23 protein-coding genes are annotated in these 23,046 nt (G+C 41.7%); 5 read left to right on the top strand and 18 right to left on the bottom strand.

Features of this window, described 5'->3' with window-relative positions:
- Positions 1-200: 200 nt before the first annotated feature.
- The 8 genes from GJU40_RS14225 to GJU40_RS14190 all read right to left on the bottom strand — a co-directional run bounded on the left by GJU40_RS14225 (position 201) and on the right by GJU40_RS14190 (position 8,862).
- The gene (locus GJU40_RS14225) at positions 201-1,568 is read right to left on the bottom strand and encodes a GH1 family beta-glucosidase (RefSeq protein WP_212029844.1); all 1,368 of its coding nucleotides are present in this window, start codon (positions 1,566-1,568) and stop codon (positions 201-203) included.
- On the bottom strand, positions 1,565-2,269 hold the full coding sequence (locus tag GJU40_RS14220; protein ID WP_154308737.1) for an SDR family NAD(P)-dependent oxidoreductase: 705 nt from the start codon (positions 2,267-2,269) through the stop codon (positions 1,565-1,567). The genes GJU40_RS14225 and GJU40_RS14220 overlap by 4 nt, the downstream gene beginning before the upstream one ends.
- A 133-nt stretch (positions 2,270-2,402) precedes the next feature.
- Positions 2,403-3,440, bottom strand: coding sequence for a LacI family DNA-binding transcriptional regulator (locus tag GJU40_RS14215; protein WP_154308736.1), 1,038 nt, complete (start codon positions 3,438-3,440; stop codon positions 2,403-2,405).
- 265 nt (positions 3,441-3,705) lie between these two features.
- Positions 3,706-5,049: a GH1 family beta-glucosidase gene (locus GJU40_RS14210; RefSeq protein WP_154308735.1), complete on the bottom strand. Its 1,344-nt coding sequence runs from the start codon at positions 5,047-5,049 to the stop codon at positions 3,706-3,708.
- 11 nt (positions 5,050-5,060) lie between these two features.
- A complete protein-coding gene (locus tag GJU40_RS14205; RefSeq protein ID WP_154308734.1) occupies positions 5,061-5,684 on the bottom strand; it encodes a YesL family protein in 624 nt (207 codons plus the stop codon).
- A 42-nt stretch (positions 5,685-5,726) separates the two neighbouring features.
- Positions 5,727-6,563, bottom strand: coding sequence for a carbohydrate ABC transporter permease (locus GJU40_RS14200; protein ID WP_154308733.1), 837 nt, complete (start codon positions 6,561-6,563; stop codon positions 5,727-5,729).
- 16 nt (positions 6,564-6,579) lie between these two features.
- Positions 6,580-7,518, bottom strand: a complete 939-nt coding sequence (locus tag GJU40_RS14195) for a carbohydrate ABC transporter permease (protein WP_154308732.1) — start codon at positions 7,516-7,518, stop codon at positions 6,580-6,582.
- A 66-nt stretch (positions 7,519-7,584) separates the two neighbouring features.
- Entirely contained in the window at positions 7,585-8,862 is a 1,278-nt protein-coding gene (locus GJU40_RS14190; protein ID WP_154308731.1) for an ABC transporter substrate-binding protein, read from the bottom strand.
- 963 nt (positions 8,863-9,825) lie between these two features.
- Between GJU40_RS14190 and GJU40_RS14185 the strand changes: the two genes are divergently transcribed.
- Positions 9,826-10,653: a collagen-like domain-containing protein gene (locus GJU40_RS14185; RefSeq protein ID WP_154308730.1), complete on the top strand. Its 828-nt coding sequence runs from the start codon at positions 9,826-9,828 to the stop codon at positions 10,651-10,653.
- Positions 10,654-10,779: 126 nt separating this feature from the next.
- Here the strand turns inward: GJU40_RS14185 and GJU40_RS14180 are convergent, their stop codons facing one another.
- Positions 10,780-11,442: a type 1 glutamine amidotransferase domain-containing protein gene (locus GJU40_RS14180; protein ID WP_154308729.1), complete on the bottom strand. Its 663-nt coding sequence runs from the start codon at positions 11,440-11,442 to the stop codon at positions 10,780-10,782.
- Between the two features lie 153 nt (positions 11,443-11,595).
- Entirely contained in the window at positions 11,596-13,548 is a 1,953-nt protein-coding gene (ltaS, locus tag GJU40_RS14175) for a lipoteichoic acid synthase (RefSeq protein WP_154308728.1), read from the bottom strand.
- A 237-nt stretch (positions 13,549-13,785) separates the two neighbouring features.
- On the opposite strand from ltaS, the gene GJU40_RS14170 reads away from it, so the two are divergent.
- Complete coding sequence (locus GJU40_RS14170) at positions 13,786-13,947, top strand: hypothetical protein (RefSeq protein ID WP_154308727.1); 162 nt, start codon at positions 13,786-13,788, stop codon at positions 13,945-13,947.
- Positions 13,948-13,951: 4 nt separating this feature from the next.
- On the opposite strand, the gene GJU40_RS14165 is transcribed toward GJU40_RS14170, so the two are convergent.
- Positions 13,952-14,755 carry a nucleotidyltransferase domain-containing protein gene (locus tag GJU40_RS14165; protein WP_154308726.1) on the bottom strand — a complete coding sequence of 268 codons (804 nt, stop codon included), beginning with the start codon at positions 14,753-14,755 and terminating at the stop codon, positions 13,952-13,954.
- A gap of 168 nt (positions 14,756-14,923) precedes the next feature.
- Between GJU40_RS14165 and GJU40_RS14160 the strand changes: the two genes are divergently transcribed.
- From GJU40_RS14160 to GJU40_RS14150, 3 genes are all read left to right on the top strand, one after another.
- Positions 14,924-15,646, top strand: a complete 723-nt coding sequence (locus GJU40_RS14160) for an alpha/beta hydrolase (RefSeq protein WP_154308725.1) — start codon at positions 14,924-14,926, stop codon at positions 15,644-15,646.
- A 66-nt stretch (positions 15,647-15,712) separates the two neighbouring features.
- Positions 15,713-16,231, top strand: a complete 519-nt coding sequence (locus GJU40_RS14155; RefSeq protein WP_154308724.1) for a YjcG family protein — start codon at positions 15,713-15,715, stop codon at positions 16,229-16,231.
- 3 nt (positions 16,232-16,234) lie between these two features.
- Positions 16,235-16,660 carry a GNAT family N-acetyltransferase gene (locus GJU40_RS14150; protein ID WP_154308723.1) on the top strand — a complete coding sequence of 142 codons (426 nt, stop codon included), beginning with the start codon at positions 16,235-16,237 and terminating at the stop codon, positions 16,658-16,660.
- A 481-nt stretch (positions 16,661-17,141) separates the two neighbouring features.
- Here the strand turns inward: GJU40_RS14150 and GJU40_RS14145 are convergent, their stop codons facing one another.
- The 7 genes from GJU40_RS14145 to GJU40_RS14115 all read right to left on the bottom strand — a co-directional run bounded on the left by GJU40_RS14145 (position 17,142) and on the right by GJU40_RS14115 (position 23,021).
- On the bottom strand, positions 17,142-17,474 hold the full coding sequence (locus GJU40_RS14145; RefSeq protein WP_154308722.1) for a hypothetical protein: 333 nt from the start codon (positions 17,472-17,474) through the stop codon (positions 17,142-17,144).
- A gap of 39 nt (positions 17,475-17,513) precedes the next feature.
- Positions 17,514-17,783 (bottom strand): 30S ribosomal protein S14, encoded by a 270-nt coding sequence (gene rpsN, locus GJU40_RS14140; protein ID WP_154308721.1) that lies wholly within the window; start codon positions 17,781-17,783, stop codon positions 17,514-17,516.
- A 94-nt stretch (positions 17,784-17,877) separates the two neighbouring features.
- Positions 17,878-18,642: a TIGR03943 family putative permease subunit gene (locus tag GJU40_RS14135; protein ID WP_154308720.1), complete on the bottom strand. Its 765-nt coding sequence runs from the start codon at positions 18,640-18,642 to the stop codon at positions 17,878-17,880.
- A 12-nt stretch (positions 18,643-18,654) separates the two neighbouring features.
- Positions 18,655-19,611: a permease gene (locus tag GJU40_RS14130; RefSeq protein ID WP_246188372.1), complete on the bottom strand. Its 957-nt coding sequence runs from the start codon at positions 19,609-19,611 to the stop codon at positions 18,655-18,657.
- Between the two features lie 182 nt (positions 19,612-19,793).
- Positions 19,794-20,765 carry a CobW family GTP-binding protein gene (locus GJU40_RS14125; protein WP_154308718.1) on the bottom strand — a complete coding sequence of 324 codons (972 nt, stop codon included), beginning with the start codon at positions 20,763-20,765 and terminating at the stop codon, positions 19,794-19,796.
- 85 nt (positions 20,766-20,850) lie between these two features.
- Complete coding sequence (locus GJU40_RS14120) at positions 20,851-21,804, bottom strand: CobW family GTP-binding protein (protein WP_154308717.1); 954 nt, start codon at positions 21,802-21,804, stop codon at positions 20,851-20,853.
- 23 nt (positions 21,805-21,827) lie between these two features.
- Positions 21,828-23,021 carry a GTP-binding protein gene (locus GJU40_RS14115; protein ID WP_154308716.1) on the bottom strand — a complete coding sequence of 398 codons (1,194 nt, stop codon included), beginning with the start codon at positions 23,019-23,021 and terminating at the stop codon, positions 21,828-21,830.
- Positions 23,022-23,046 lie beyond the last annotated feature (25 nt).

The raw sequence follows: 23,046 nt of genomic DNA, 5'->3' as shown, positions 1-23,046 counted from the left end.
GAAAAAGCCGGAAATAGCCGGAGACATTCCGGCTACCATCTAAAATAACGTGAAAATAAGGGTTTTTCATCACCATAACCGGAAATCCTTCTCTTATTTCCCTGAAAAAAAGCTATTCCCTGCACGTAAACGGAAAAGCTCCGCTTATTTCTTTTGATGGCGGATCAACTGTACTCGGATACAAGTTGTCCTGCTCAAGGTTAACTCACTGTACTATTCTCTTTTCCCGGGATAGAGTTGGTTTCAATTACTTTTTTATACCAGAGCGCACTTTTCTTCGGAGTTCGTTTTTGGGTATTATAGTCGACATGGACCATTCCAAACCGCTTGGAGTATCCGTATCTCCATTCAAAATTATCCATGAATGACCACAGATAATATCCTTTCAGGTTCACACCTGCATCTATTGCTTCTCTGCATGCTTGGAGATGCATTTCTATAAAGAGTCTTCGGTCTTCATCAGAAACTGAACCGTCCTCATCCACCGTATCATCATAAGCAGCACCATTTTCGGTGATATACAAAGGGATGTCTCCATATTCATTTTTCATGCGAAGAAGGATATCATATAATCCCTGCGGCTCAATTTCCCAGTTCATATATGTAACAGGCCTGCCGGTTTTAACTGACTCCACTCCGAGAAAACCAAGTTCTCCCTCAGGCCCGGGCTTGTTCGTAGAAATGGAATAATAATTGATACCGAGATAATCAATTGAAGAAGACATAACATGGAGGTCGTTTTGCTTTATATAGTCAAAGGTTTCAAATTTTGAGTAAAGCTCCATAATATCTGCCGGGTACTGTCCTTTTAGAACAGGATCGAGAAACCACCTGTTGGAGAAGCCGTCTTTTATTTTTGCTGCAGTTCTGCACTCTTCATCATCCTCAAAGGGGTATGTCGGCTCAATGTTAAGCGTGATGCCAATCTGCCCATCCTTCGGCCCAAGCTCCCGAAATGCCGAAACGGCCCTTCCATGTGACAGCAAGAGATGGTGTGAAGCCTTCAAATGCGAGCGAAAATCAAGATATCCCGGAGCAGCGTTTCCAAGCGCGTATCCTTTATAGGAAACCACCCATGGTTCATTATGTGTACCCCATTTTTTCACCCTGTCCCCGAGTTCCCTGTACAGAAACGTGCTGTATTCCGTAAAGTACTCAGCAGTATACCGGTTAGTCCAGCCTCCTTTGTCCTGAAGAAGCTGTGGCAGATCCCAATGATATAAAGTCAGCAGCGGTTCTATTTCATGTTCAAGAAGGCAGTCGATTAGTCTCTTGTAAAAATCCAGCCCTTTACTGTTTGGCTTCCCGGTTCCTTCCGGAAAAATCCTGGACCAAGCAGTTGAAAAGCGGTAAGACTGGATGTTGAGTGATTTCATAAGCTTTATATCTTCTTCATATAAAAAATAATGGTTGCAGGCAATATCTCCATTTTCCTTATTTCTTACTTTGCCCGGAATTCTGCAGAATCTGTCCCAAATTGATTCTCCGCGGCCGTCTTCTTTCACTGCGCCTTCTATTTGATAAGAAGATGTGGCCGTTCCCCAGATAAACTGCTCAGGAAATTTCATAGTTTCTCTTCCTTTCGGATTTCCTGTGCGCTCAGCCATTGTCCGGTAGGGCCGTCATTTTCAAATAAAGCAAGCGTGATAGCACCAGGTTTAACTGTTTCAACCTCGTCCCAGGCGTTCGGACCGCCAAGATCGGTTTTTAGCCAGCCGGGATCAAGAGCATTCACAAGGACGCCTGTATTTCTCAACTCAAAAGCAAAATCCTGAGTGAACTTATCAACTGCAGCCTTTGAAACACCGTAAGGACTCAAATCAGGCTGATCTTTTATACCTGATGATATATTAATGATCCTTCCATAGCCGTTTTCCTTCATTGCAGGAGCAAAAGCCTGGCAAAGCAGAACGATGCTGTAGAAATTTACAGCCAGCACTGAACTGAAATCTTCTATTGTAAAGTCCCATATGAGCTTGGAGGGACTTTGAATTGCAGCATTGTTGTAAAGGATATCGACTTTACCCTCATTGGATTGAACCTGACGAATGACATTCTTTACTCCCTCTTCAGTTGCCAGATCCCCTTCCACTATCATCAAGTCAACAGAAAAAGGTTTTAGGAGCTCCTGTGTGGCTTTCGTATGTTCCTTCTTCCTGCCGTGAACGATGATATTGCAGCCTTCTTCTGCGAGAGCAATGGCAATCTGCTGGCCAATTCCTCTGCTCGACCCTGTGACAAATGCCCATTTTCCTGATAAATTCCCCATAAAAACCTCGCTCCATTTCTATCAAAAGACTACTATGCATAGTTTGTTCCCCAGTTTAAGAAAGCGGTTTCTATACCTCTTAATAAAAAGGATAAAATTTGATGAGTACTTCAAACTTTATCCGTAAGGATGGTTATGCTCTTAATTTTTTTATATTGTGCACTCCGCATGATTCCCGGACAATTAATTCGGGATCAACTAAAACAGATTTGGACTCATGGTCTCCATTGATAATGTCCATCAGCATGTATGCCGCAAGTTTACCGAGCTTTTCTTTATCCTGCTTTACAGTTGTCAGCTTGGGGTCGCTGTACCGGCATGCTTCAATATCATCACAGCCGATGAGCGCAATATCTTCAGGAACTCTTAATCCATGCTCTCTGATTGCACTCATTGCTCCAAGCGCCATCATATCTGAAGCAGCGAAAACGGCTCTTGGATATGGTTTTTTCGCTAGTATTTTCTTCATTGCTTCATAGCCGCTTCCTTCATGAAAATCCCCAAAAGCCATCCAATCTTCTTTAACGGAAAGACCGAATTGGTTCATCGTTTTTATAAACCCCTCTGTCCGCAGCTTGGAGATGATAGAGTCCTTCATACCGCCTATATAGCCAATATCACGAACAGAGTTTAAATATAAATGTTCTACCACATTGGAGGAAACCTTATGATTATCTGTCAGAACAAAACTTGATTTCTGGCCTTTCAGCTCTATATCTACGCCAACACAGGGAATATCACTTTGATCCAGCTCATAAACAGCCGATTCAATTTCCTCTCCGGCAATGAGCAGACATCCATCCACCTGATAATGCCTTGACCGCGGGAGATAATCATCTCCCCGTTCTTTGTTGAACTTTTCATTGCTGAAAATTAATATATCATAGCCATGACTGCCAACTGTCTTTTTAAATGAATTAATCACTTCATTAAAAAAAGGATGATTCAGTTCTACATTGATTTTTCCGGCATAAATAAGGCCAATCAGATTGGATTTCTTTGTTGCCAGTGATTTTGCAGAAAATGTTGGCTGATAACCGGTTGTTTCTATTATATTCATCACTTTTTGCTTTGTTTCATTGCTGATTCCGGCATAATTATTCATAATTTTTGATACAGTAGCCGGCGAAACACCTGCCATTTTCGCAATTTCGCGTATTGTCAATTTCATGGCTTATCTTCCAACTCCTAAGCTTGTTAGGTTACTTATTTTCTTGTATACTTTCTCATTTTCAGTCACTAACAGCATAACGAATTCCACCCGAAATATCTATTAAAAGGAGATGGAAACTCATCTGGAGCTTAGGCAGAGACAGATGGACGGCTTTAAGAAAAAAACAGAAGTGAATACTGAGAACTCTGCAGCCGCCCAGGTTTTTCAACCCGCAGATAGACCGCTGAAGAAGGGCTATCTGCCAACTATCATCACCATAACTTTAAACTTGGAACCAGTTATTTCGAATTGTCTGCTTATACCAGTAAAAGCTGTCTTTTTTTATGCGTTGAAGTGTACGGTAATTCACATAAACAATTCCAAACCTCTTGCTGTAGCCTTCCGCCCACTCAAAGTTATCCATTAATGACCATGTAATATAGCCTTTAATATTTACGCCGGAGTCCATGCTTCTTTTCAAAGCAGTTAAATGCTGTTTTAAATAATCTATACGGCGGATATCCCTGACTCTTCCTTTTTCAGGCTCGTCATTATAGCAAGATCCGTTTTCGGTAATATAGATGGGAATATTTCCATATTGCTCTGTAATATATGTCAACACCTTATAAAATCCCTCGGGATAGATGTTCCAGCCAATATCTGTTTTTTCGTAGCCCATATCCACTTGTTCTACATCAAGTAGTCCTTCGTTCTCTTTAAATCTGGCGACACTGCCTGTATAGTAGTTGACTCCTACAAAATCGACAGGCTGATGAATATCATTCATATCACCTTCAAGTATCGGAACAGAAACACCCTTTTGTTCAAACCAGTCTACAAGAAACCCAGGGTAGCTTCCTTTAAATACCGGGTCAAAGAACCATTCAACAAATTCTCCCACCCCGCGCCGGCAGGCTTTCATATCTTCCTCTTTATTGCTGAACGGCTCCAGCCAAGTTGTGTTTGGCGCATATCCGATTTCACCTTCATAACCATATGCCCTGAACTTTTGAACCGTCCGGCCGTGAGCAACGTGCAAATGGTGCGCTACATTGACTGCCAGCTGTAAATCTCTGTTTCCCGGTGCATGAGCACCAAGGAAGTTGGATAGGAAGGACACACACCAAGGTTCATTAAACGTGATCCACTTTTTCACCTTGCCGGAAAACTCCTTGAACATGACCTCCGCATAATGTACAAACGCATCAATGGTTTCTCTGTTGTCCCAGCCGCCTTTATCCTGAAGGGCCTGGGGCAAATCCCAGTGATACAGGGTCACCATTGGCTCAATGCCATTTTCGATCAATGCATCTACAAGCCTGTGGTAATAATTCAATCCCTTTGAATTGACTTCCCCTGTACCCTCAGGAAAAATACGCGGCCAGGCAACTGAAAAACGGTAAAGGTCTATCCCGAGGTCCTTCATTATGCTAACGTCTTCCTCTACTCTATGATAGCTGTCACAGGCAATCTCGCCGCTGTCCCCGTTTAGAACTTTGCCAGGCGTTTCACAGAAAGTGTCCCAGATTGACGGACCTCTTCCGTCTTCCTTTACAGCTCCCTCAATTTGATAGGAAGCAGTCGCTGTTCCCCATTTTATATTTTCTGGAAATTGAATGATTGCCATAATAATACCTCCTAAGTGATGTTGGGCTGCAATTTACTCCGTTCCTGCTCAATCCTGGCTGACAGCCTTTGAAACAAACCATACATGCTGAAAGAGAGCAAACTTCCGCTGACGATCAGCAAAAACGGAATATAGTAGACTATCATTATGGTGAGCAGGATCATACCAAAGAATAGTAGAGTATAATTCATTTGGCTGAGAGCCAGCAGCAGCGAATTCTTAATGATATGAATGATGGATAATTCATAGTTTACGAGCAGAAAAAAAGAATATAGTGTAATAAAACAAAACAGAAGTGAAACAAAAATCAGCAGAATCAGCAGCAGTTTACTTAAGGCAAAATCACTTTGCAACATAATGGAATAGTTCATATACAGGACGAGAAACCCTGCAGTCCATAAAATGCCCAGTATCATGCTTTTTTTGACATTCATTCTAAACTCGCTGAAAAACACTTTTACTACTCCTGTGTCAATTCCCGATTTTATCCATACTCTTGCCGTACCAAACATGGCTGCCGTAGCCGGGAAAATCGTCACCACCGGCAAACAGCAGAGAAACCACAGAAGATTCAGCAGGAAGAACGATGTAAACACATGGAGAATATGGTAAAAAACATTGTTTTTATCAGCCATTCCGCTTCACTCTCTTTCATGCCGTTCTGTTATTCTGCAAACTTACTTAACTGCGCCCTCTGTCAGACTCGAAATAAACAAGCGGTTTAACAGCAGGAAGATGATCACTAAAGGAACAGTTGCCCAGAACGTTCCGGAAAGAATCATTCCGTTATCCCTTACATAGTTGTCGATCAGTCCCCTTAGGGCAACCTGAATGGTATGTGTTTCTGTTTCACGCAATACCACAAGCGGCCAGAGGAAATCATTCCACATATACATAAACTTGATAATTGCCAAAGTAGCAAAGGCCGGGATAATAATTGGAACAGTAATATTCCAATACACCCTGAAGATCGAGCAGCCGTCAATTTTAGCCGCATCGACAATTTCGTCTGGAACGTTGCTGCTAATATACTGCCTCATCCAGAAAATCCCGAAAGCATCAATTAAGCCGGGAATGATAATGGCTTTTAAATCATTCAGCCAGTTCAGTTTCGTGATAATGATGTATTGAGGAATAAGCCCTAACTGCGGCGGTATCATCATCGTAACAAGGATTGCGACAAACAAAATATTTTTACCTTTAAACTCAAGCTTCGCAAATGCAAAGCCGGCCAAAGAACAAAGAAACAACACGCCAATTGTTGTAATAGAAGAGACTACAAAGGAATTCCACATTGCACCAAAGAAATCAATGGTATTGACCACTTTGGTAAAGTTGCTCACAAGTGCTTCTCCCGGAAATACTGCAGGCGGTATCCGGTTAATCACTTCGTTCGTATTTGTTGCCATGACAAACATCCAATAGAATGGGAAGATTGACAGAAGAGCTGCAATGGCTAGAATACTATAGAGAAACGTTTTTGATATTAACAAGCTTTTTTTATGAGAATTCATGCTAGACTCCCCTCCCCTATCTTCCAATTCTATTTGCAATAAATACGTTGATGGAAGAAATCATAATAATAATTAAAAACAGGATAATGGCAGTGGCAGAAGCAGTTCCGAATGCCATATTTGTAAATGCCTCACGATACAGATACAACACGACAGTCAGCCCTTCTTCCCTGAATGTCCTGCCAATTAAGATCAATGGTTCGGTAAACAGCTGAAGCGCCCCGATTGTAGAAGTAAAAACAGTCAGGATAATAATCGGTCTTAGCAGCGGTATCGTTATATACTGTATCTTCTGCCTTGTCGTTGCGCCGTCGATTGTGGCTGCCTCATACAATTCATTTGGTATCGCCTGAAGGCCGGCTAAATAAATGATCGTGTTATAGCCAATCCATCTCCAGAAAACCATCGTAGAGATCGCAATTTTTACTCCCCATTCATTCGTGGTCCAGTTAATCGGATTAACGCCAAACCACCCTGCGATGATATTGAATAATCCAAACGGCTGATCGTTGAACATAATTCCAAACACAATGGCCACCGCTACTGTAGATGTAACATAAGGCATGAATATACCGACCCTGAAAATTCCCTTGAACCTTATGATGGCCGAATTCAGAGCATAGGCAAGTATAATTCCGATAATAAGCTGTGGAAGGGTACCCATTACCCAGATGATGAGCGTATTAGACAGTGACTTCCAAAATAGGGGATCGGATAAAATTAAGGAGAAGTTCCTAAAACCAACAAATTCCATTTCCCCAAAGCCATTCCATTTTTGAAAACCAAGATAAAAACTGAAAAGAATCGGAAAGACTCCAAAGATGGCGAACAATATAAAAAATGGCGATATATAGAGATAGCCGGCCAGCGCTTCCTTCTTCTTCTCGTCGAAAAATTGTTTTGGTTCCGGCTGATTTACATTCAACGGTGTTTGCTTAATATTGATTTCACTCATGCTTCTGCTCCTTTCTCTAATGGAAGCGGCCTATGATCAGCACCATAGACCGCTACAAAATCACCGTTATTGTCTTCCAAGCTGCTGCTCTATGCGCTTCACAGCTGCTTTCCACTCTTTTTCAGGATCTGCTTTCGCCGTGGCAACGTTTGTGAGTGCGGTAACCAATTCAGAATTTACGATCGCATAGTTTTTGCCCATATAAATCGGTTTAACACTCTTTGCAGCTTCAGCAAAGATTTTAGCTGTCTCCTGGCCGCTGAAATATTCATCTGTTGTTGCGAGGAATTCTTCATTTTCATATACATCCGGAGTGGAAGGAAAAAGCCCCATATCCAGGAATGATTTTAATTGATTGTCAGGTGAAGTTAACCAGGAAATAAAGTCAAATGCTTCCTGCGGATGCTTTGACTCTTTAGGGATTGTCAGGAAAGATCCTCCCCAGTTTCCTGCGCCTTCAGGAATAGCTGTTACAGCCCACTTTCCGCCTGCATCAGGTGCGTTTCCTTTTACAACACCCATCATCCAGGCAGGAGCACCAGGCATAAATGCGTATGAGCCGGCAGCCATCGCGCTTCCCCATTCAGGAGTCCAAAGCACGTTTTGCCCTATATATCCTTCTTTGATCATTTTTGTTGTAAAGTCATATGATTTCTTAACAGTATCTTCAATGATTAGTTCATCTTTCTCGTTAAAATATTGCTGTTCCTGCTGATCGCGGATCGCATTGAAAACCAGTTCGGGGCTGTCGGAGATTGGCTTCCCCGTTTTTTCTTTTACTGTTTTGGCAGTTTCGTAGAATGCATCCCAGGAATCTATTGCCGCTGCCAGTTCATCACTGTCAGTCGGAAGACCCGCTGCTTCTACTACATCTGAACGGTAAAACATAGCAGTTGGTCCAATATCAGTAGGAAGTCCCATCTGAAATGATCCATCCACAGCTTGAGCTTGCTTCCATTTCCATTCTAGGAAATTCCCTGCTACATCATCTGATCCATATTCCTGAAGGTTGTAGAAGCGGTCGCTTGCATCTTTAAACTTTTCCATTACACTCACTTCAATCATGGAAATATCGGGTGCTCCGCTGCCTGAGGAAACAGATGTAAACAAGTTGTTGTGGATATCGGTCATTTCGCCTTCTGTCAGCTTAATTTTTACATTTGGATTTTCTTTTTGATACTCATCAATCAGCTTTTGGTATCCGGTACTTCCAAACACCCAAAAATTTAAAGTAACCTGGCCTCCGCCTCCTCCTTCTTCAGATGAAGCGTTTTCATTATTGCTGCAGGCTGCCACAGTAAAGATCATCAAAGCAACAAGAAACATAGATAACAGCTTTTTCATAGTAAGATTACCCCCGATTCATTTATTCTTGCTTACTCCTCCGCTATCCAGCCAAAAGACTTTCCTGATTCTAATAATCGATGACTACGAAACCGATTTCCATAAAGGGTAAAAAAATATTGAAATCGTTTCATATTTTCATAATGCGTTTAAAATTTGAGGTTTGTCTTTTAATTTAGGAAAGCGTTTTCGTAATTGTAATATACACCTGAAAAATAATTAAATCAACACCTTTTTTTGAAAAATTATTATTTTTTAAATTTTCAAATTAGTGTAGTTTTACCTAGTAAAATATGCTTATTAAGTTCTGTGAAACTTTATGATTCACTCTGAAAACCCTATTAAAACAACAAATACCTTTTTTTTAGAATTCTGGGCTATTTACCATATTACTCTTCTTCCTCTTTAATAACATCAAGACTATGTCATATTTTGACGAAATAAAACTTTCAATATGTATAGTTTGTTTTTTAACTTTCTATATAACACTGTAGTTGGTTTTTATCATTGACGCAATTGCTTACAGATTAAATACCCGGTTTTTACGAGATTTTTCAACTTATTACGGAAACCGGTTTCTACTAAAAGAGATTTTTATATAAAGAATGGTTTTCACTAGGTTAGATTTGATAAAAATACCATTTTAGGCACCTCCAACCTCATATAAACTCCAATTGTGGATAGCCCCTTGGCAGCACATTAACCCTTCCTCCAGCATTTGAATATAACCAGGGAGGGCTGGAACTGGAGTAGAGAATCAAGTTAAAAATTAGGTTCCGTAAGCACAAACCCTTTACCTTTACTTGAATAAGTTAAAGTAGCAGCTTGTTCATTTATGTTGCCAGTTTTAATAGACTACTTATGGCAAGGAGGGTATGATCATAGCATTTTATACAACAGGCCCAATAGAAAATAGTCCTGGAGCAGGAGGCGTGAGAGCCTCTCAACAGGTAACAGTGAAAATTGATAATCAAAGTTCGACTGCCTCTGGGCGACACCGGGGCAACCGGACCTACTGGAGCTATTGGGGCAACTGGACCTACCGGGGCAACAGGTGCTACTGGCGACACTGGACCTACCGGAGCTACTGGCGACACTGGGGCTACTGGCGACACTGGACCTACTGGACCTATTGGAGCTACTGGGGCAACTGGACCTACTGGCGCTACCGGACCTACTGGCGACACTGGACCTACCGGACCTACCGGACCTACCGGACCTACCGGAGCTACTGGTGCTACTGGTGATACTGGGGCAACTGGACCAACAGGAGCTACCGGACCTACTGGAGCTACCGGACCTACTGGAGATACTGGACTGACTGGTGCTACTGGACCTACTGGAGCCACTGGACCTACCGGACCTACTGGAGCCACCGGACCGACAGGAACCAGCATTGAACTGGCATTTAATAATGTACCTGGATCTATAGCTGTTCCAGTCACTCCTCCAACAGAGGTTATCGTTGTGAGCGTTACGACAAATGTTATAGCCGGACAGCGGGTTAAGATTGATCAAGCACTTGCTATAGAAACCAATGCAACAGCAAACAATAATATTGTTACGGAAATTCGAACTTACAGAGACGGCACGCTTATTACTAGCCGAACCTTGAACCGAAGCCTTGCTTCTGCAGGGATACAGAGGTTTGTTATCGCTAACACTTATGTAGATACTGCTCCAGCAACCGCAACTGTTGTTTATTCAGTCAGAGTCATTATTACTGCCCAAACCAACATCCTTACGGCGGAAGCAATTAACAGAAACCTCAACTTAATCAAATTTTTCTAACGAAAATTTGGCCCTGCCTCTCACAGGCAGGGTTTTTTAATAAAAGCTATGTATTCTACCTCACAAAAAATTCTTCATTATTATACAAAAGCCTGCCAAAAATCTCTCGGCAGGCTTTAAACTTTATTATGACAGCAGTTTAATAACTTCTTTTGCAACACTGACCGTAGATTGCGGATTTTGACCGGTAATCAGCATGCCGTCCCTTTGAATATGATCGCTCCAATTTTGGGCTGCAGAGAATTCTGCACCAAGCTCTCTCAAACGCGTTTCCAATAGGAATGGCATATATTGATCCAGTGTTGTTTCCCTTTCTTCTTCATCAGTGAAAGCTGTTACTTTTTTTCCAGCAACAAGCAGGGATCCGTCAGACAGTGTGACGTTCACAAGCCCTGCGGGACCATGGCACACCGCTGCCACCACTTTATTGGTTTCATACATATTCCGGACCAGCAATTGAAGTTTCTCATTGTTGGGAAAATCGAACATTGTCCCATGTCCGCCAGGAAGGAAAATAGCATCAAAGAGAGCTATATCTTCTATTTTATCCAGCTTAATGGTATCTTCCAAAAGCGGCGCAGTATCAAGAATGTCCTGAGGAACATCCCCTTGAAGGCTGCGCTCATCCAATGGAACTTTCCCTCCCAAGGGACTCGCCACAGTCACTTCATAGCCGGATTGATGAAATTCTGCATAAGCTTCTCCAAACTCTGACAGCCACAAGCCTGTGCTGTGTTCTTCATTCATTTTATCTGCTGTTGTGACAACTATTAGAATATGTTTAGCCATGATGATGACCTCCTGATTGAAATGTGTATATGTTACATTACTCTAACTATACCCTTCCTTCAAAAAATAAAGCTTGGCTGACTTTTGCTCAGGTCTTTTTTTCACCTTTTAGCCATGAAAAAAGCCGCCCTTCTTCAGGCAGCTTTCTTCTACTTATTCAGCGTCTTCTGTAGCATCTCTATGGTTGTATCTGTATTGAGAGCGGTCAACCTGCTGAAAATCATCAGGCGTGTAAAAGCGCAGCAAATCTCCGTTGACTACTCTGTCTGAAAGAGCCAGCTTCCTCTCTGCCATTTCCTTATATTTTTCAGCTTCCGGAAGATCTTCTTCTGAAATTTCTTCCCCGCTGCGGGAATCATAATACGTTCCTTCCGTATACGTGTATTTTCCACTTACAAAATCACCTTTACGGAATGGAATAATATCATCGTGCTCTTTCGATAGCATGTCAGTACCAAAATGAATATAATTTTTCGACTCTATCCCAAGCAGGTGCATCATAGTCGGCAAAAGATCGATTTGGCCCGTGTATTCATGTTTCATTCCGCCTTCCATGCCAGGCACACGGATCATCAGCGGCGTCCGCTGCAAGCCTGCACTTTCAAAAGGAGTAACTTCCCTGCCAATCACTTGGCTCATGGCTCTGTTATGATTTTTGGAGATTCCATAATGATCTCCATACATAATGATCATGGAGTTGTCATACAAACCTTCTTCCTTCAGCTGCTGAAAAAACTGTTTCAGCGCTTCATCGGCATATCGGGCTGTCTGAAAATAATAATCGACAGTTTTGTTTCCTGTAGTGTGGGGCTCAATCGTTGCTTCAGCCCCGGTCAGTGTAAAAGGATGATGATGTGTGACAGTGATGAATTTACTGTAAAACGGCTGCGGCAATGTTTTTAAATGTTCCACAGACTGTTGGAAGAACGGCTTATCATTCAGCCCGTACTGAGCTAGATCTTCCGGATTCATATCGTAATAGCTGGAATCATAGAATCTGTCAAATCCGAAAGACTTGTAAATTTCATCCCTGTTCCAAAAGCTCCCTTTGTTTCCATGAAAAACAGCGGACGTATAGCCCTGTTTTTGTCCAAGAATGGCAGGAGCACTTTGATAGGTATTCATCCCTTTTGTTGTAAACGCAGCTCCCTGTGAAAGGCCAAACAATGAATTTTCTATCATATATTCAGCGTCTGCCGTCTTGCCCTGGGCTGTTTGATGGAAAAAGTTATCAAAGTAGAGAGTGTTTTCATCGCGTGTCATCGAGTTCAGAAATGGCGTAACCTCTTCACCATGAAGCTGATAGTCTATTAAAAAGCTTTGAATAGATTCCAGATGAACATAGATGACATTCATGCCCTTGCCAGCGCCAAAATAGGCAGGATCAGGCTTGGCATAGTGGGATCTTGTAAAATTGACAATCTCTGTGATATCGTCGCTGTCAGCCATAACCCGCTGAGCCGAAGCTCTTGTACTTTGAACAGCATCATAGATGGTATAGTTATACATTCCAAGATATTTCACAATATAATTTCGGTCAAATCCCCTGGTCAAAAGTTCAGGGCGGTCTGCTTCAGCCATGGCAAGATTCAGCGCTGAAATCGCAATGGCACCACTCAATACGGCTGCAATGCTTTTTCTGCTGTAATCGGGCGCTTGTATCTCCTTGCCCCTTACTGCAAATAAAACAGCCAGCAAAGCAACATCAGCAAAAAACAGGATATCTGCAGGATGCAGAAGTGTTACAACGCTTCCCCCAACTTCCCCGAAATTTTGAGTCTGGGTCAGTGTGGGAAGAGTAATAAAGTCATTAAAAAACCTGTAGTACAAAACATTCGCATACAGCAAAAACGAGAGTAATGCGTCAATGATGATAACAGCAACAAACTTCCTTCTCCCTTTTGCCAAAAATGCCAGCCCAAGGAAAAGCAGTGTTGATCCAAGCGGATTCATCCATAAAAGGAACTGCTGATAAGCCCCTTCAGCTCCAAGATTAAATTGAGTTAATTGAATCACATATGTTTTTGTCCACAGAAGGACAGTTGCAATCAAGAAAAAAACCGCAAAAGAATGTTGCAAACTTATTTTTTGTCTTTCCTCTTTCATACGTTACCCTTCCTTCTTTTCTCTTTTTCTATTTTTTCAGTAATCTTTATAATTGAGCAAAAGAATAAAATGTAGTTTACCATGAATAGAAAAAACCTTCAACTGAAGCCCGGACTTCAGGTATAGACCAACACAATTTCCCTCAGATATGCCCGCCCGCGAATACCTTGCTGCAAAAAGAATGATACTAATGGAACAGGCTATTGTTTTATGGATAAAAGAAAAGAGGGCTGATACTTGGAAAAAGATAAGCAAGATGCGTATGAAGAAGGAATTAAAGAAATACAAAATCATGGATTTGAAATGATCAATGATGTTGTCTCACTTTCATCTGCAAATTTCGCTACAACTGAAAATGAATACCTGGATGAACGTACTAAAGATGACGAAGAACGCTGAAGATTCAGCGTTCCTTTTTACTAATATCCCACGCTGCATCGAGTGTTTCTCGAAACAGCTGATTCAGCATGAATGTTGGATCTTCCCCACGATACTGAAGTTTTTTAGCAGTCTCCTCCAAGCGGGAAATCTCTTCTTCCATAAAAGCATTCAAAATTTCTGTCCTGAATCCTACGTTCTCTTCTTCTCCAGATAGCTTTTTCTTCAGCAAGGTATTTATCTCTTCAAGAAGTGATCCTTTCAAAAGAATGTCTTCGGCCAGATCTTGAAAGGAAGCAGGAGGAAAGCTGCCATACTTTTCTATCCAGTTCCCCGCCAGTATCGGACGAAGCATATTGAAATAACTTTTCACCTTCATCTCCTCATGGTGCAAAAAATGCCGGTAATTACTTTTTGCCGTGTTTAAATAATGATGCAGACAAGCTGCCGGAGAAAATACATCCTTCTCCATCTCTCTCATTTTGTCAGCAGCATGAAGGTAATCCATATATATAATTGGAGAACCCAGCCATTCCAATAATCCAGGGTTGGATTTTCTGAACAGCCTTAATGCCTTGGTAAATTCCCAGCCGTGTATGTCCAGCTGTTCATGAAGGGGTGCATCATCGACAGGAATCTCAATCACATCCCGCTGTTGATCGATGGACAGGTACCACTCTTTCTTATGTATATAAATAAATCTGACATCATAATCACTGTTGGATGAAAAATAACCCCAGGCCCTGCTGCCCGATTCGCACGCATATAGAATCTTGATGTGATACTCTTTTTCGATTTTATATAATACCTCAATAATATGCTGTTCCATATTTTCACACCCTGATGATTTTCCCTGATTATACCATACAGGAGCTGTACGCTGACAGAAGTAACGCTAATAGTTTCTCCCTGCTTTGAAACTGAAAACAGGCTTTTCCAGTTAAAACATGCTAAAATAGATGGAAACGCTTTATACATACTTGGGAGGGCAGCATTTATGAGTAAACAAACTGGAATTGTAAAGGAAATGCAGTTTTATTCGGAGCAGCTGCAGGAAGAGCTCACTGTTCTGACGTATCTGCCGCAATCCTTCTCTCCATTATATAAGTACAGCATTTTAATTGCTCAGGATGGACAGGATTATTTCCGGCTTGGAAGAATGGCGCGGCAGGCGGAAGCGCTGCTGCAGGAAAAAGAAATTGAAAACATCATTCTTGTTGGCGTTCCTTATAAAGATGTAGAAGACCGCCGTGAAAAATACCATCCAAAAGGCTCCAAGTTTGAGGCTTACAAGAGATTTCTGGCTCATGAACTCGTGCCCTATCTGGATCGGGAATATCCTACCTATCAAATGGGAGAAGGTCGCGGCTTGATTGGAGATTCGCTTGCTGCAACAGTGTCTCTCATGACAGCACTTGATTATCCAAATATATTCGGAAAGGTCATCCTGCAGTCTCCATATGTAAATGATGAGGTGGTTGACGCATTGAACAGCCTTTCTTCGCAGCCGCTCTTGACAGTTTATCATCAGATTGGCCTGCGGGAAACAGAGGTTAAGCTGACGGATGGAAGAGTAAAAGATTTTGTTCAGCCGAATCTTCACTTAAAAGAATTGCTGAGCCAAAAAGGAGTCACCTATACATATGAAGAATTTGACGGTGACCACACTTGGACATACTGGCAGCCGCTTTTAAAGAAAGCCTTAAAAGATATGTTTTAATTCTCAAACGATAGAGTAAATATTTTGGTATACTATGTGTACCTTAGAGAATCAGGAGGGATAATTATGAAGTTTGGTATCGTTCTTTTTCCATCAAAAAAATTGCAGGATCTCGCCAATTCCTACCGCAAGCGGTATGATCCTCATTACGCACTGATTCCGCCGCATTTAACCTTAAAGGCCCCGTTTGAATTGAATGAAGAACAAATTCCGGCAGTTTCAGCACTTCTTCGCGACATTGCAGGCAGAACCAAGCCTGTAAGCCTGAATATTGCCAAATTCAGCTCTTTTTCTCCTGTGAATAATGCCATTTACTTAAAAGTTCAAGCAACGGAAGAGCTGGATCAGCTGCAAACAGCATTGAATCAGAATGACCTCAGCACTGGTGAACCGGAGTACGCTTTTGTCCCTCATATTACAATCGGCCAAAAGCTGTCTGATGATGAACACTCCGATGTCCTGGGACAACTGCGCATGACATCAATTGATCATGAAGAAGTTATAGATCGTTTTCACTTGCTCTATCAGCTGGAAAACGGCTCTTGGACAGTGTATGAGACTTTTCACCTCGGAAGGGAAGAATAAGAGTTGAAAGCAAAAATAGTAGGAACAAAAGAAGAACTTCAGGATGCCTTTTCTGTCCGTTTTAAGGTATTCGTAGATGAACAGAAAGTTCCCGAGGAAGAAGAAATAGATCAATTCGAAGACGAAGCAGTACATGTTGTACTTTATGACGGAACAGTCCCGGCTGGTGCCGGCCGGTTCCGCTTTGTAGACGGGTATGCGAAAGTTGAAAGAATCTGCATCATGGCCCAATACCGGGGAAAAGGTGCCGGCAAAACCATCATGGATCGTATTGAATCAGCTGCACTCGAAAAAGGGCCGCAAACATTCAAGCTCAACGCCCAAACCCACGCAGTACCTTTCTATGAAAAGCTTGGCTACAGCGTAGTTTCAGAAGAATTTCTCGATGCAGGCATCCCCCACGTAACAATGACAAAAAAATCAATTTAAAAAGCGCCGCAGCCGGCGCTTTTTCTTTTTGTGAAACGAGACGTGAAACAAGATTTTTCGGGTGGTGCCTGGCACTGTTCCCCTTTTCTCCACCGTGAAACAACCCGTGAAACAAGATTTTTCGGGTGGTGCCTGGCACTGTTCCCCTTTTCTCCACCATGAAACAACCCGTGAAACAAGATTTTTCGGGTGGTGCCTGGCACTGTTCCCCTTCTCCACCGTGAAACAACTCGTGAAACAAGAATTTTCGGGTGGTGCCTGGCACTGTTCCCCTTTCTCCACCGTGAAACAACCCGTGAAACAAGATTTTTCGGGTGGTGCCTGGCACTGTTACCCTTCTCCACCGTGAAACAACCCGTGAAACAAGAATTTTCGGGTGGTGCCTGGCACTGTTCCCCTTTTCTCCACCGTGAAACAAGACGTGAAACAAGATTTTTCGGGTGGTGCCTGGCACTGTTTCCCTCTGTTCCCCTCTGTTCCCCTAACAAAGAAACAAAAATGTCTTGTTAAACCGATCCCTCTCCATCAAATGCAGCCATTTTGCATGGTTCTTCATATTCTGTAGCTCCAGCGCCAAACAGCGCTCAATATTCTCCATTTCTTCGTATACTTCCTGAAATGTCATATTGAAGGTTATGGCTGCCTGCCCATGCGGGGAGTGCTTTACGAGAAGATTCATAAACTGATCAGCTGTTTCGGCAGCTTCGGCAAGCTCATTCTCCAGTTCAACGACGTATTGATACAGCTTTTTTTGAGCCTCAGGCAGTTTGTTCACTGCAGTTTTTAAAAGATAATCCTGTTTGTGTTGGTTCATTCTCAGCACTCCCAAAACGTTATTATTACGATTTAAAAATTACCAGCTTGCCTTTTTCACACCGGGAATCTGACCTTTATGAGCCAGTTCTCTAAATACGATTCTGGACATACCAAATTTCCTCATATATCCTCTTGGTCTGCCTGTTACTTCACAACGGCTTTTCAAGCGGGTTGGCGACGAGTTTTTAGGCAGCTTGTTCAACGCTTCATAATCGCCTTTTTCCTTTAGTTCTCTTCTGATCTCTGCATATTTTGCAACCATTTCTTGGCGCTGCTTTTCCCGGACAACTTTTGATTTTTTAGCCAATGATATCACTCCTTCTATATAATTCGTAATGATTACGATTAAGTGTCACTTTAGTATTAAAACATATTCTGAAGTGTTCTGCAACTGAAAATGCTCATTCTGAAACATAGGGTCTTTTGGGCATTTCAATCACATGAATAACAGGGTGAATCAGCAAGGGAACCAGCTTCCCTGATACATTTGCCTGTGAGAGTGTTCCTTTGGCTATTACCCATGTGTCTCTTTCTATACTTTCTATTTCCGGATCTGCAATAAGTATCCCATAGACGGAAGCATCTGCAGTACAGCAGCTTAGCCCAAATCTTGCTATGGCAGCAAAATCCCCTTTTATATGACTATCTCGATAAATAAAACCCTTCACCTCTATAACACTTCCTTGCAATTTCTGCTGATGCTGATTGATAAGATAGAGTGAACCGAGGAAATGATCATCATGCAAAATGATCTCTCTGCTTTCTCCCAGCAGCAGCTGTGAGCTTTCAGGAGGCTTGTTATAAGAAAGCTGAATGGATCTGTTTTCCGCACTGTCACTATGAAGGACATGATCTGAAAAGAGAAAACCGACTGCCAAAGGAATTGTAAACAAAGCATAAACCGAAATAGAAGCAAGCAGTGAAGAAGGATAATAATGACCTCCCTCGCAGTCACAATCCTGTCTGGCCTGTTCCACAGAATTCCTTCTTGATCCGGCTATCAATAATGAACTCAATAATAAAAATGCAAAAAAAGCAAAGTAGATATAAATAAACATTTTTGGCGCAATAAAATGATCCAGTTTAGCATGTATGAGAAGCTTGTAAAACAACAAAGCATATCCTGCCAATATAATTCCTCTTATAAAATCATGAGTAGCAATCATTTCTTGCCCCTTTTATTGAAGTAAGATAATCGTTCCATATATAACCAAGGTGACAGATGTAAAAAAGAACATAACAAATGTAAACCGAAAATAAGCAAGCATCATCAGCATGTTTTTGAAATCAATAGCAGGTCCATAGACTAAAAATGCTACAATAGATCCAGTTGTAAACGACTGACTGAAGGTTGCTGCAACAAAAGCATCTGCTTCAGAACATAATGACAGCAAAAAGGCTAAAGCCATCATCAATACAGGAGCCAATAAAGTATTCTGGCCTAATGAATTCAGCAGGTCTCTGTTCACCATTGTTTGAAATAGACCTGCTGCAAGTGCTCCCATGATTAAATATCTTCCCATATCAAAAAATTCCTGGGTGGTATGATAACATACCTTTAGTACCCGCGAAGAGTCTACCTTCTGGTGAATATGGGGCTGCAGCTGAACTTTTAACGGGGAAGTATACCGATATCTTAAAAAGATTAGTAAACCAATGATAATTGAACATAGGAAAGTGATTCCGAGCCTGCCGTACAGAACAGACAGATCTGGTCTAAATGCGTAGTACGTTGATAATGCTGTAATGGGATTTAAAACCGGAGCAGTCATTAGCAGAACCATACCAATATGAACCGGCATTCCCTTGCTGATCAAACGTCTGACTACCGGAATAATGGCACATTCGCAAATGGGGAGAAGAGCCCCTAAAAGTGCAGCAGGGATGATGGCTGCAATCGGCCTTGAAGGAATCAAATTCTTAAGTCTTTCTTCAGAGATATACACCTGAATGAGCGAAGAAACAAAGACTCCTAAAATCACAAAAGGGATAGCTTCTAATATAATACTGAGAAAAATAATTCCTGTGTCCACTGCAATATGCGGAATAAACCTATCTGCCGCTATCTCTTCACTAAACAAGAATAGTATCAGCAACATAATCAGCAGCACAAGACCAAAAGCTTCGCCTGTCAACCTCTTTATATGATTTTCCTCCTTCCTCTTGTAAATCGAAATCATTACTAAATATGTATGCTTGGCCTTACCATGCTAGAATGATTCCACTGTCATTTTTTTCTGACTCTGTAAAACAATAACCGGTTGTGCTGCTGGTTATTTACACAAAAAAACCAAGGTTTCCCTTGGTTCGATTTGATTCAGCCCGCGTTTAAACAAATAGAATGAAATGATGTTAACAGTTCATCGTGTTTCAACTTTTCTCCTATCACAATCATTGCCGGATTGTATTGATGGGGCTCTTTCATTCTTTTTAAACTGAGCTTTCCGGATGCATACTGAAATTCATACGTACCTGGTGTACCTTTAAATGTAATGACTCCTTTTGCCCGCAGCACTTCTTCAGGAAGCCTTTCGAACCACTTTTCAAAAAGAGTTCTGTTTACTGGAGCCCGTGCCTCTATTTTTAAAGCATTAATCTCAGAATGATGGTGATGGTGATGGTGATGCGCCTGCTTGACTGTTCCTCCGCCATCATTTTGAATATGGGCTGCTGTTTTATGCCTCTTCCTCAGCAGAATGTCCGCGGGAATTTTTGCGTATTCAGTACGGAAAACTGGAACTGTATCTGGAAGCATTCCGTGTATCTTTCCTTCAATCTTTTTAAGCTTCCTTTCATCCACAAGATCTGTTTTGTTTAAAATCAGCAAATCTGAACATGCAACTTGTTCTGCCAGTAGTTTCCGAACTTGAGATGTGCTTGATAACCAGCTGTTATATTCGAGAAAGTTTCCAGCGTCAGCCATACCTATAACAGACTGAAGATCATAGATTTCGAGAAACTCCGGGCTTAAGAGAAGGTCCTTGATTTCATTTGGGTTTGCGACTCCTGTTCCCTCAATAAACAGTACGTCTGCATCTAAAACAGAAAAGTGTCGTAGTGTTTCTTTTAAATCATCCTGAATTGAACAGCAAATACAGCCATTCAACAGTTCTTTTATTTTGTGAGAATGAAAATAATGAGCTTCCATGTTTGTTTCACCGAGCTCATTCAGTATAATTCCCGGAGTTTTTTTCATTTTCTCGTATTCTTGAATTAGTCTGAGTAAAACAGTTGTTTTCCCGCTTCCCAAGAATCCGCTGATTACATATACAGGTATTTTTCTTCTCATTCTGTCACCTCTTTACAAATCAAAATGATTACGTTTTATTTTATGGTGAGAAATCATAAACATGCCAACTAGTTTATGAAAAGACCTATATTCTTCTGTCATTTCCCCTTATGTCCAAGCTCTTTTTTTCCAACTTCTTCAATTCTATTTTGTGAACATCTTTTTGCAGATTTGACCCAATTATGACGATGGTATCTCGAAGGGAAAGGGGCATTTTTTCGATTACAGGAATACCGTAAGCATATTGAATCAGGTATGTAGACTTTTCCCCGTGAAAGCGGACAAATCCTTTTACGCGGAGCACATTTCCCGGCAAATCGCTCAGCCAGGAAAGAAATGCCTGCTTATTTAATTCTACAGAAAATTGGTAGGTCATTGTGAGCATCTTTAGTTGGTGTGCTGCATGTGCAGGTGTGTGTTCAGCAGCTGCAGGACGGCACAAGGGTTTTCCATATTCGTCAAATTCCCCGTTAGAAAAGGTGGTTTCAAGGATAGCAGCACCAGGATTCTTCCCTGCAATCTCCTCTCTCACCCTAGTCCTTTCATCGTCTGTCACTATATCTATTTTATTGATTATAATGTTTGAGCTGTACATTACTTGTTCTTCAAGGAGCAAGCGGATATTGGCATTCAAAAGCTTCCTGTTCAGCCAGCGGGCTGCATCCACTACACAATAAATTGCCTTTATCTGAACATAGGGAGCAATAATAGGAGACGTGCACGCATCCAATATTTCCAGCGGGTGGGCAATTCCCGTCGCTTCAATGTAGATTACGTCAGGCTGACTGCTCTGATAGAGTGAAAGAATTTCATTTTCCATTTCATCTTTCAGCGTGCAGCAGATGCATCCCTTTAACAGCTCGCGCAGTGTGGCTTCTTTGCCTAGAAGTTTAGAGTCCACAGAGTAGCTCCCGAGTTCATTCATGATCACGGCTACTTTCCTGTCTCTGTTCTTTTCCTTTTCCAGCAATTTTTGTAATAGTGTTGTTTTCCCGCTTCCAAGAAAGCCTGTTAAAATATAAATCTCCATTTCTTTCATATTCAACACCCTTCTTACTTCCCTTATTTTCTCTGCAGATTCCAGCGGAACGGATCAGGCAGCATGTCCCAGTCCTCTGAAAACTCAGAGTCTGTCAACAAACAGCTGTCAAGCTCATATAAAAGCTCTTCTTTGTCCATGTCTCTTCCTATAAAAACCAGTTTCGTATGTCTGTCGCCAAAATCCGGGTTCCATTCATTCGCCAGCTCAGGATTTTCTAAAAGTATAGCTTTTTGTTCTGCTTTGGGAAGTGCTGCAACCCAATAAGTAATTGGTTCAAGTGACACTGACGGGCCAGCCTGGGAGAATAGTAGAGCTGTATCGTTTCTGGAAGCACACCAGGCAATCCCTTTCGCGCGAACAACTTGATCAGGAAGAGTATGCAGGAATTGAAACAGCCTCTCGGCATGAAAAGGGTAGCGGCGAGCATATACAAACGAACTAATGCCATATTCTTCTGTTTCCGGAGTATGCTCTCCCTGTTTTAGCTCTTTCAGCCATCCGGCAGAAGAACTTGCTGAATCAAAATCAAACAGCTGAGTGTTGAGAAGCAGACCCGGATTCACTTTACTGTAAACGGCGCGAAAAATCTGTGCCTCCGGCTGCAGCTTCTTCAGCACATTTTCAAGCTGATTCAGTTCTTTTTCCGATACCAAATCGCATTTGTTTAAAATTAATACATTGCAGAACTCTATCTGATCGATTAACAAATCTGCAATATCCCTGTCATCTTCTTCTCCCGCGGCCTCTTTACGCTGTAAAAGGGAATCCCCTGATTGAAAATCATGCCAGAAACGATTGGCATCCACTACTGTAACCATCGTATCCAGCCTGCAAATCTCAGTCAGGTCTATTCCCAGCTCTTCATCTATATAAGAAAAAGTCTGGGCAACCGGAACAGGTTCACTGATGCCCGTCGATTCTATCAGGATGTAATCAATATCTCCCTTTTCGGCCAGTTTTTTTACCTCAATTAATAAATCTTCACGCAATGTACAGCATATGCATCCATTTGACATTTCCACAAGCTTTTCATCTGTTCTTGACAAGTTAGAGCCATGCTTCACCAGAGCTCCATCAATATTAATCTCACTCATGTCATTTACAATAACCGCAGCTTTAAGATTTCCTGCAGAATTGAGTACATGATTTAACAAGGTAGTTTTACCAGAACCAAGATAACCGCTAAGAACTGTCACCGGGATTTTCGCTTTCATTCCACTATCCCCTATCTTTTAAAAA

The organism is Metabacillus lacus (assembly GCF_009674805.1).
Taxonomy (GTDB): domain Bacteria; phylum Bacillota; class Bacilli; order Bacillales; family Bacillaceae; genus Metabacillus_C; species Metabacillus_C lacus.
This window is presented reverse-complemented; position numbering and strand designations above follow the sequence as displayed.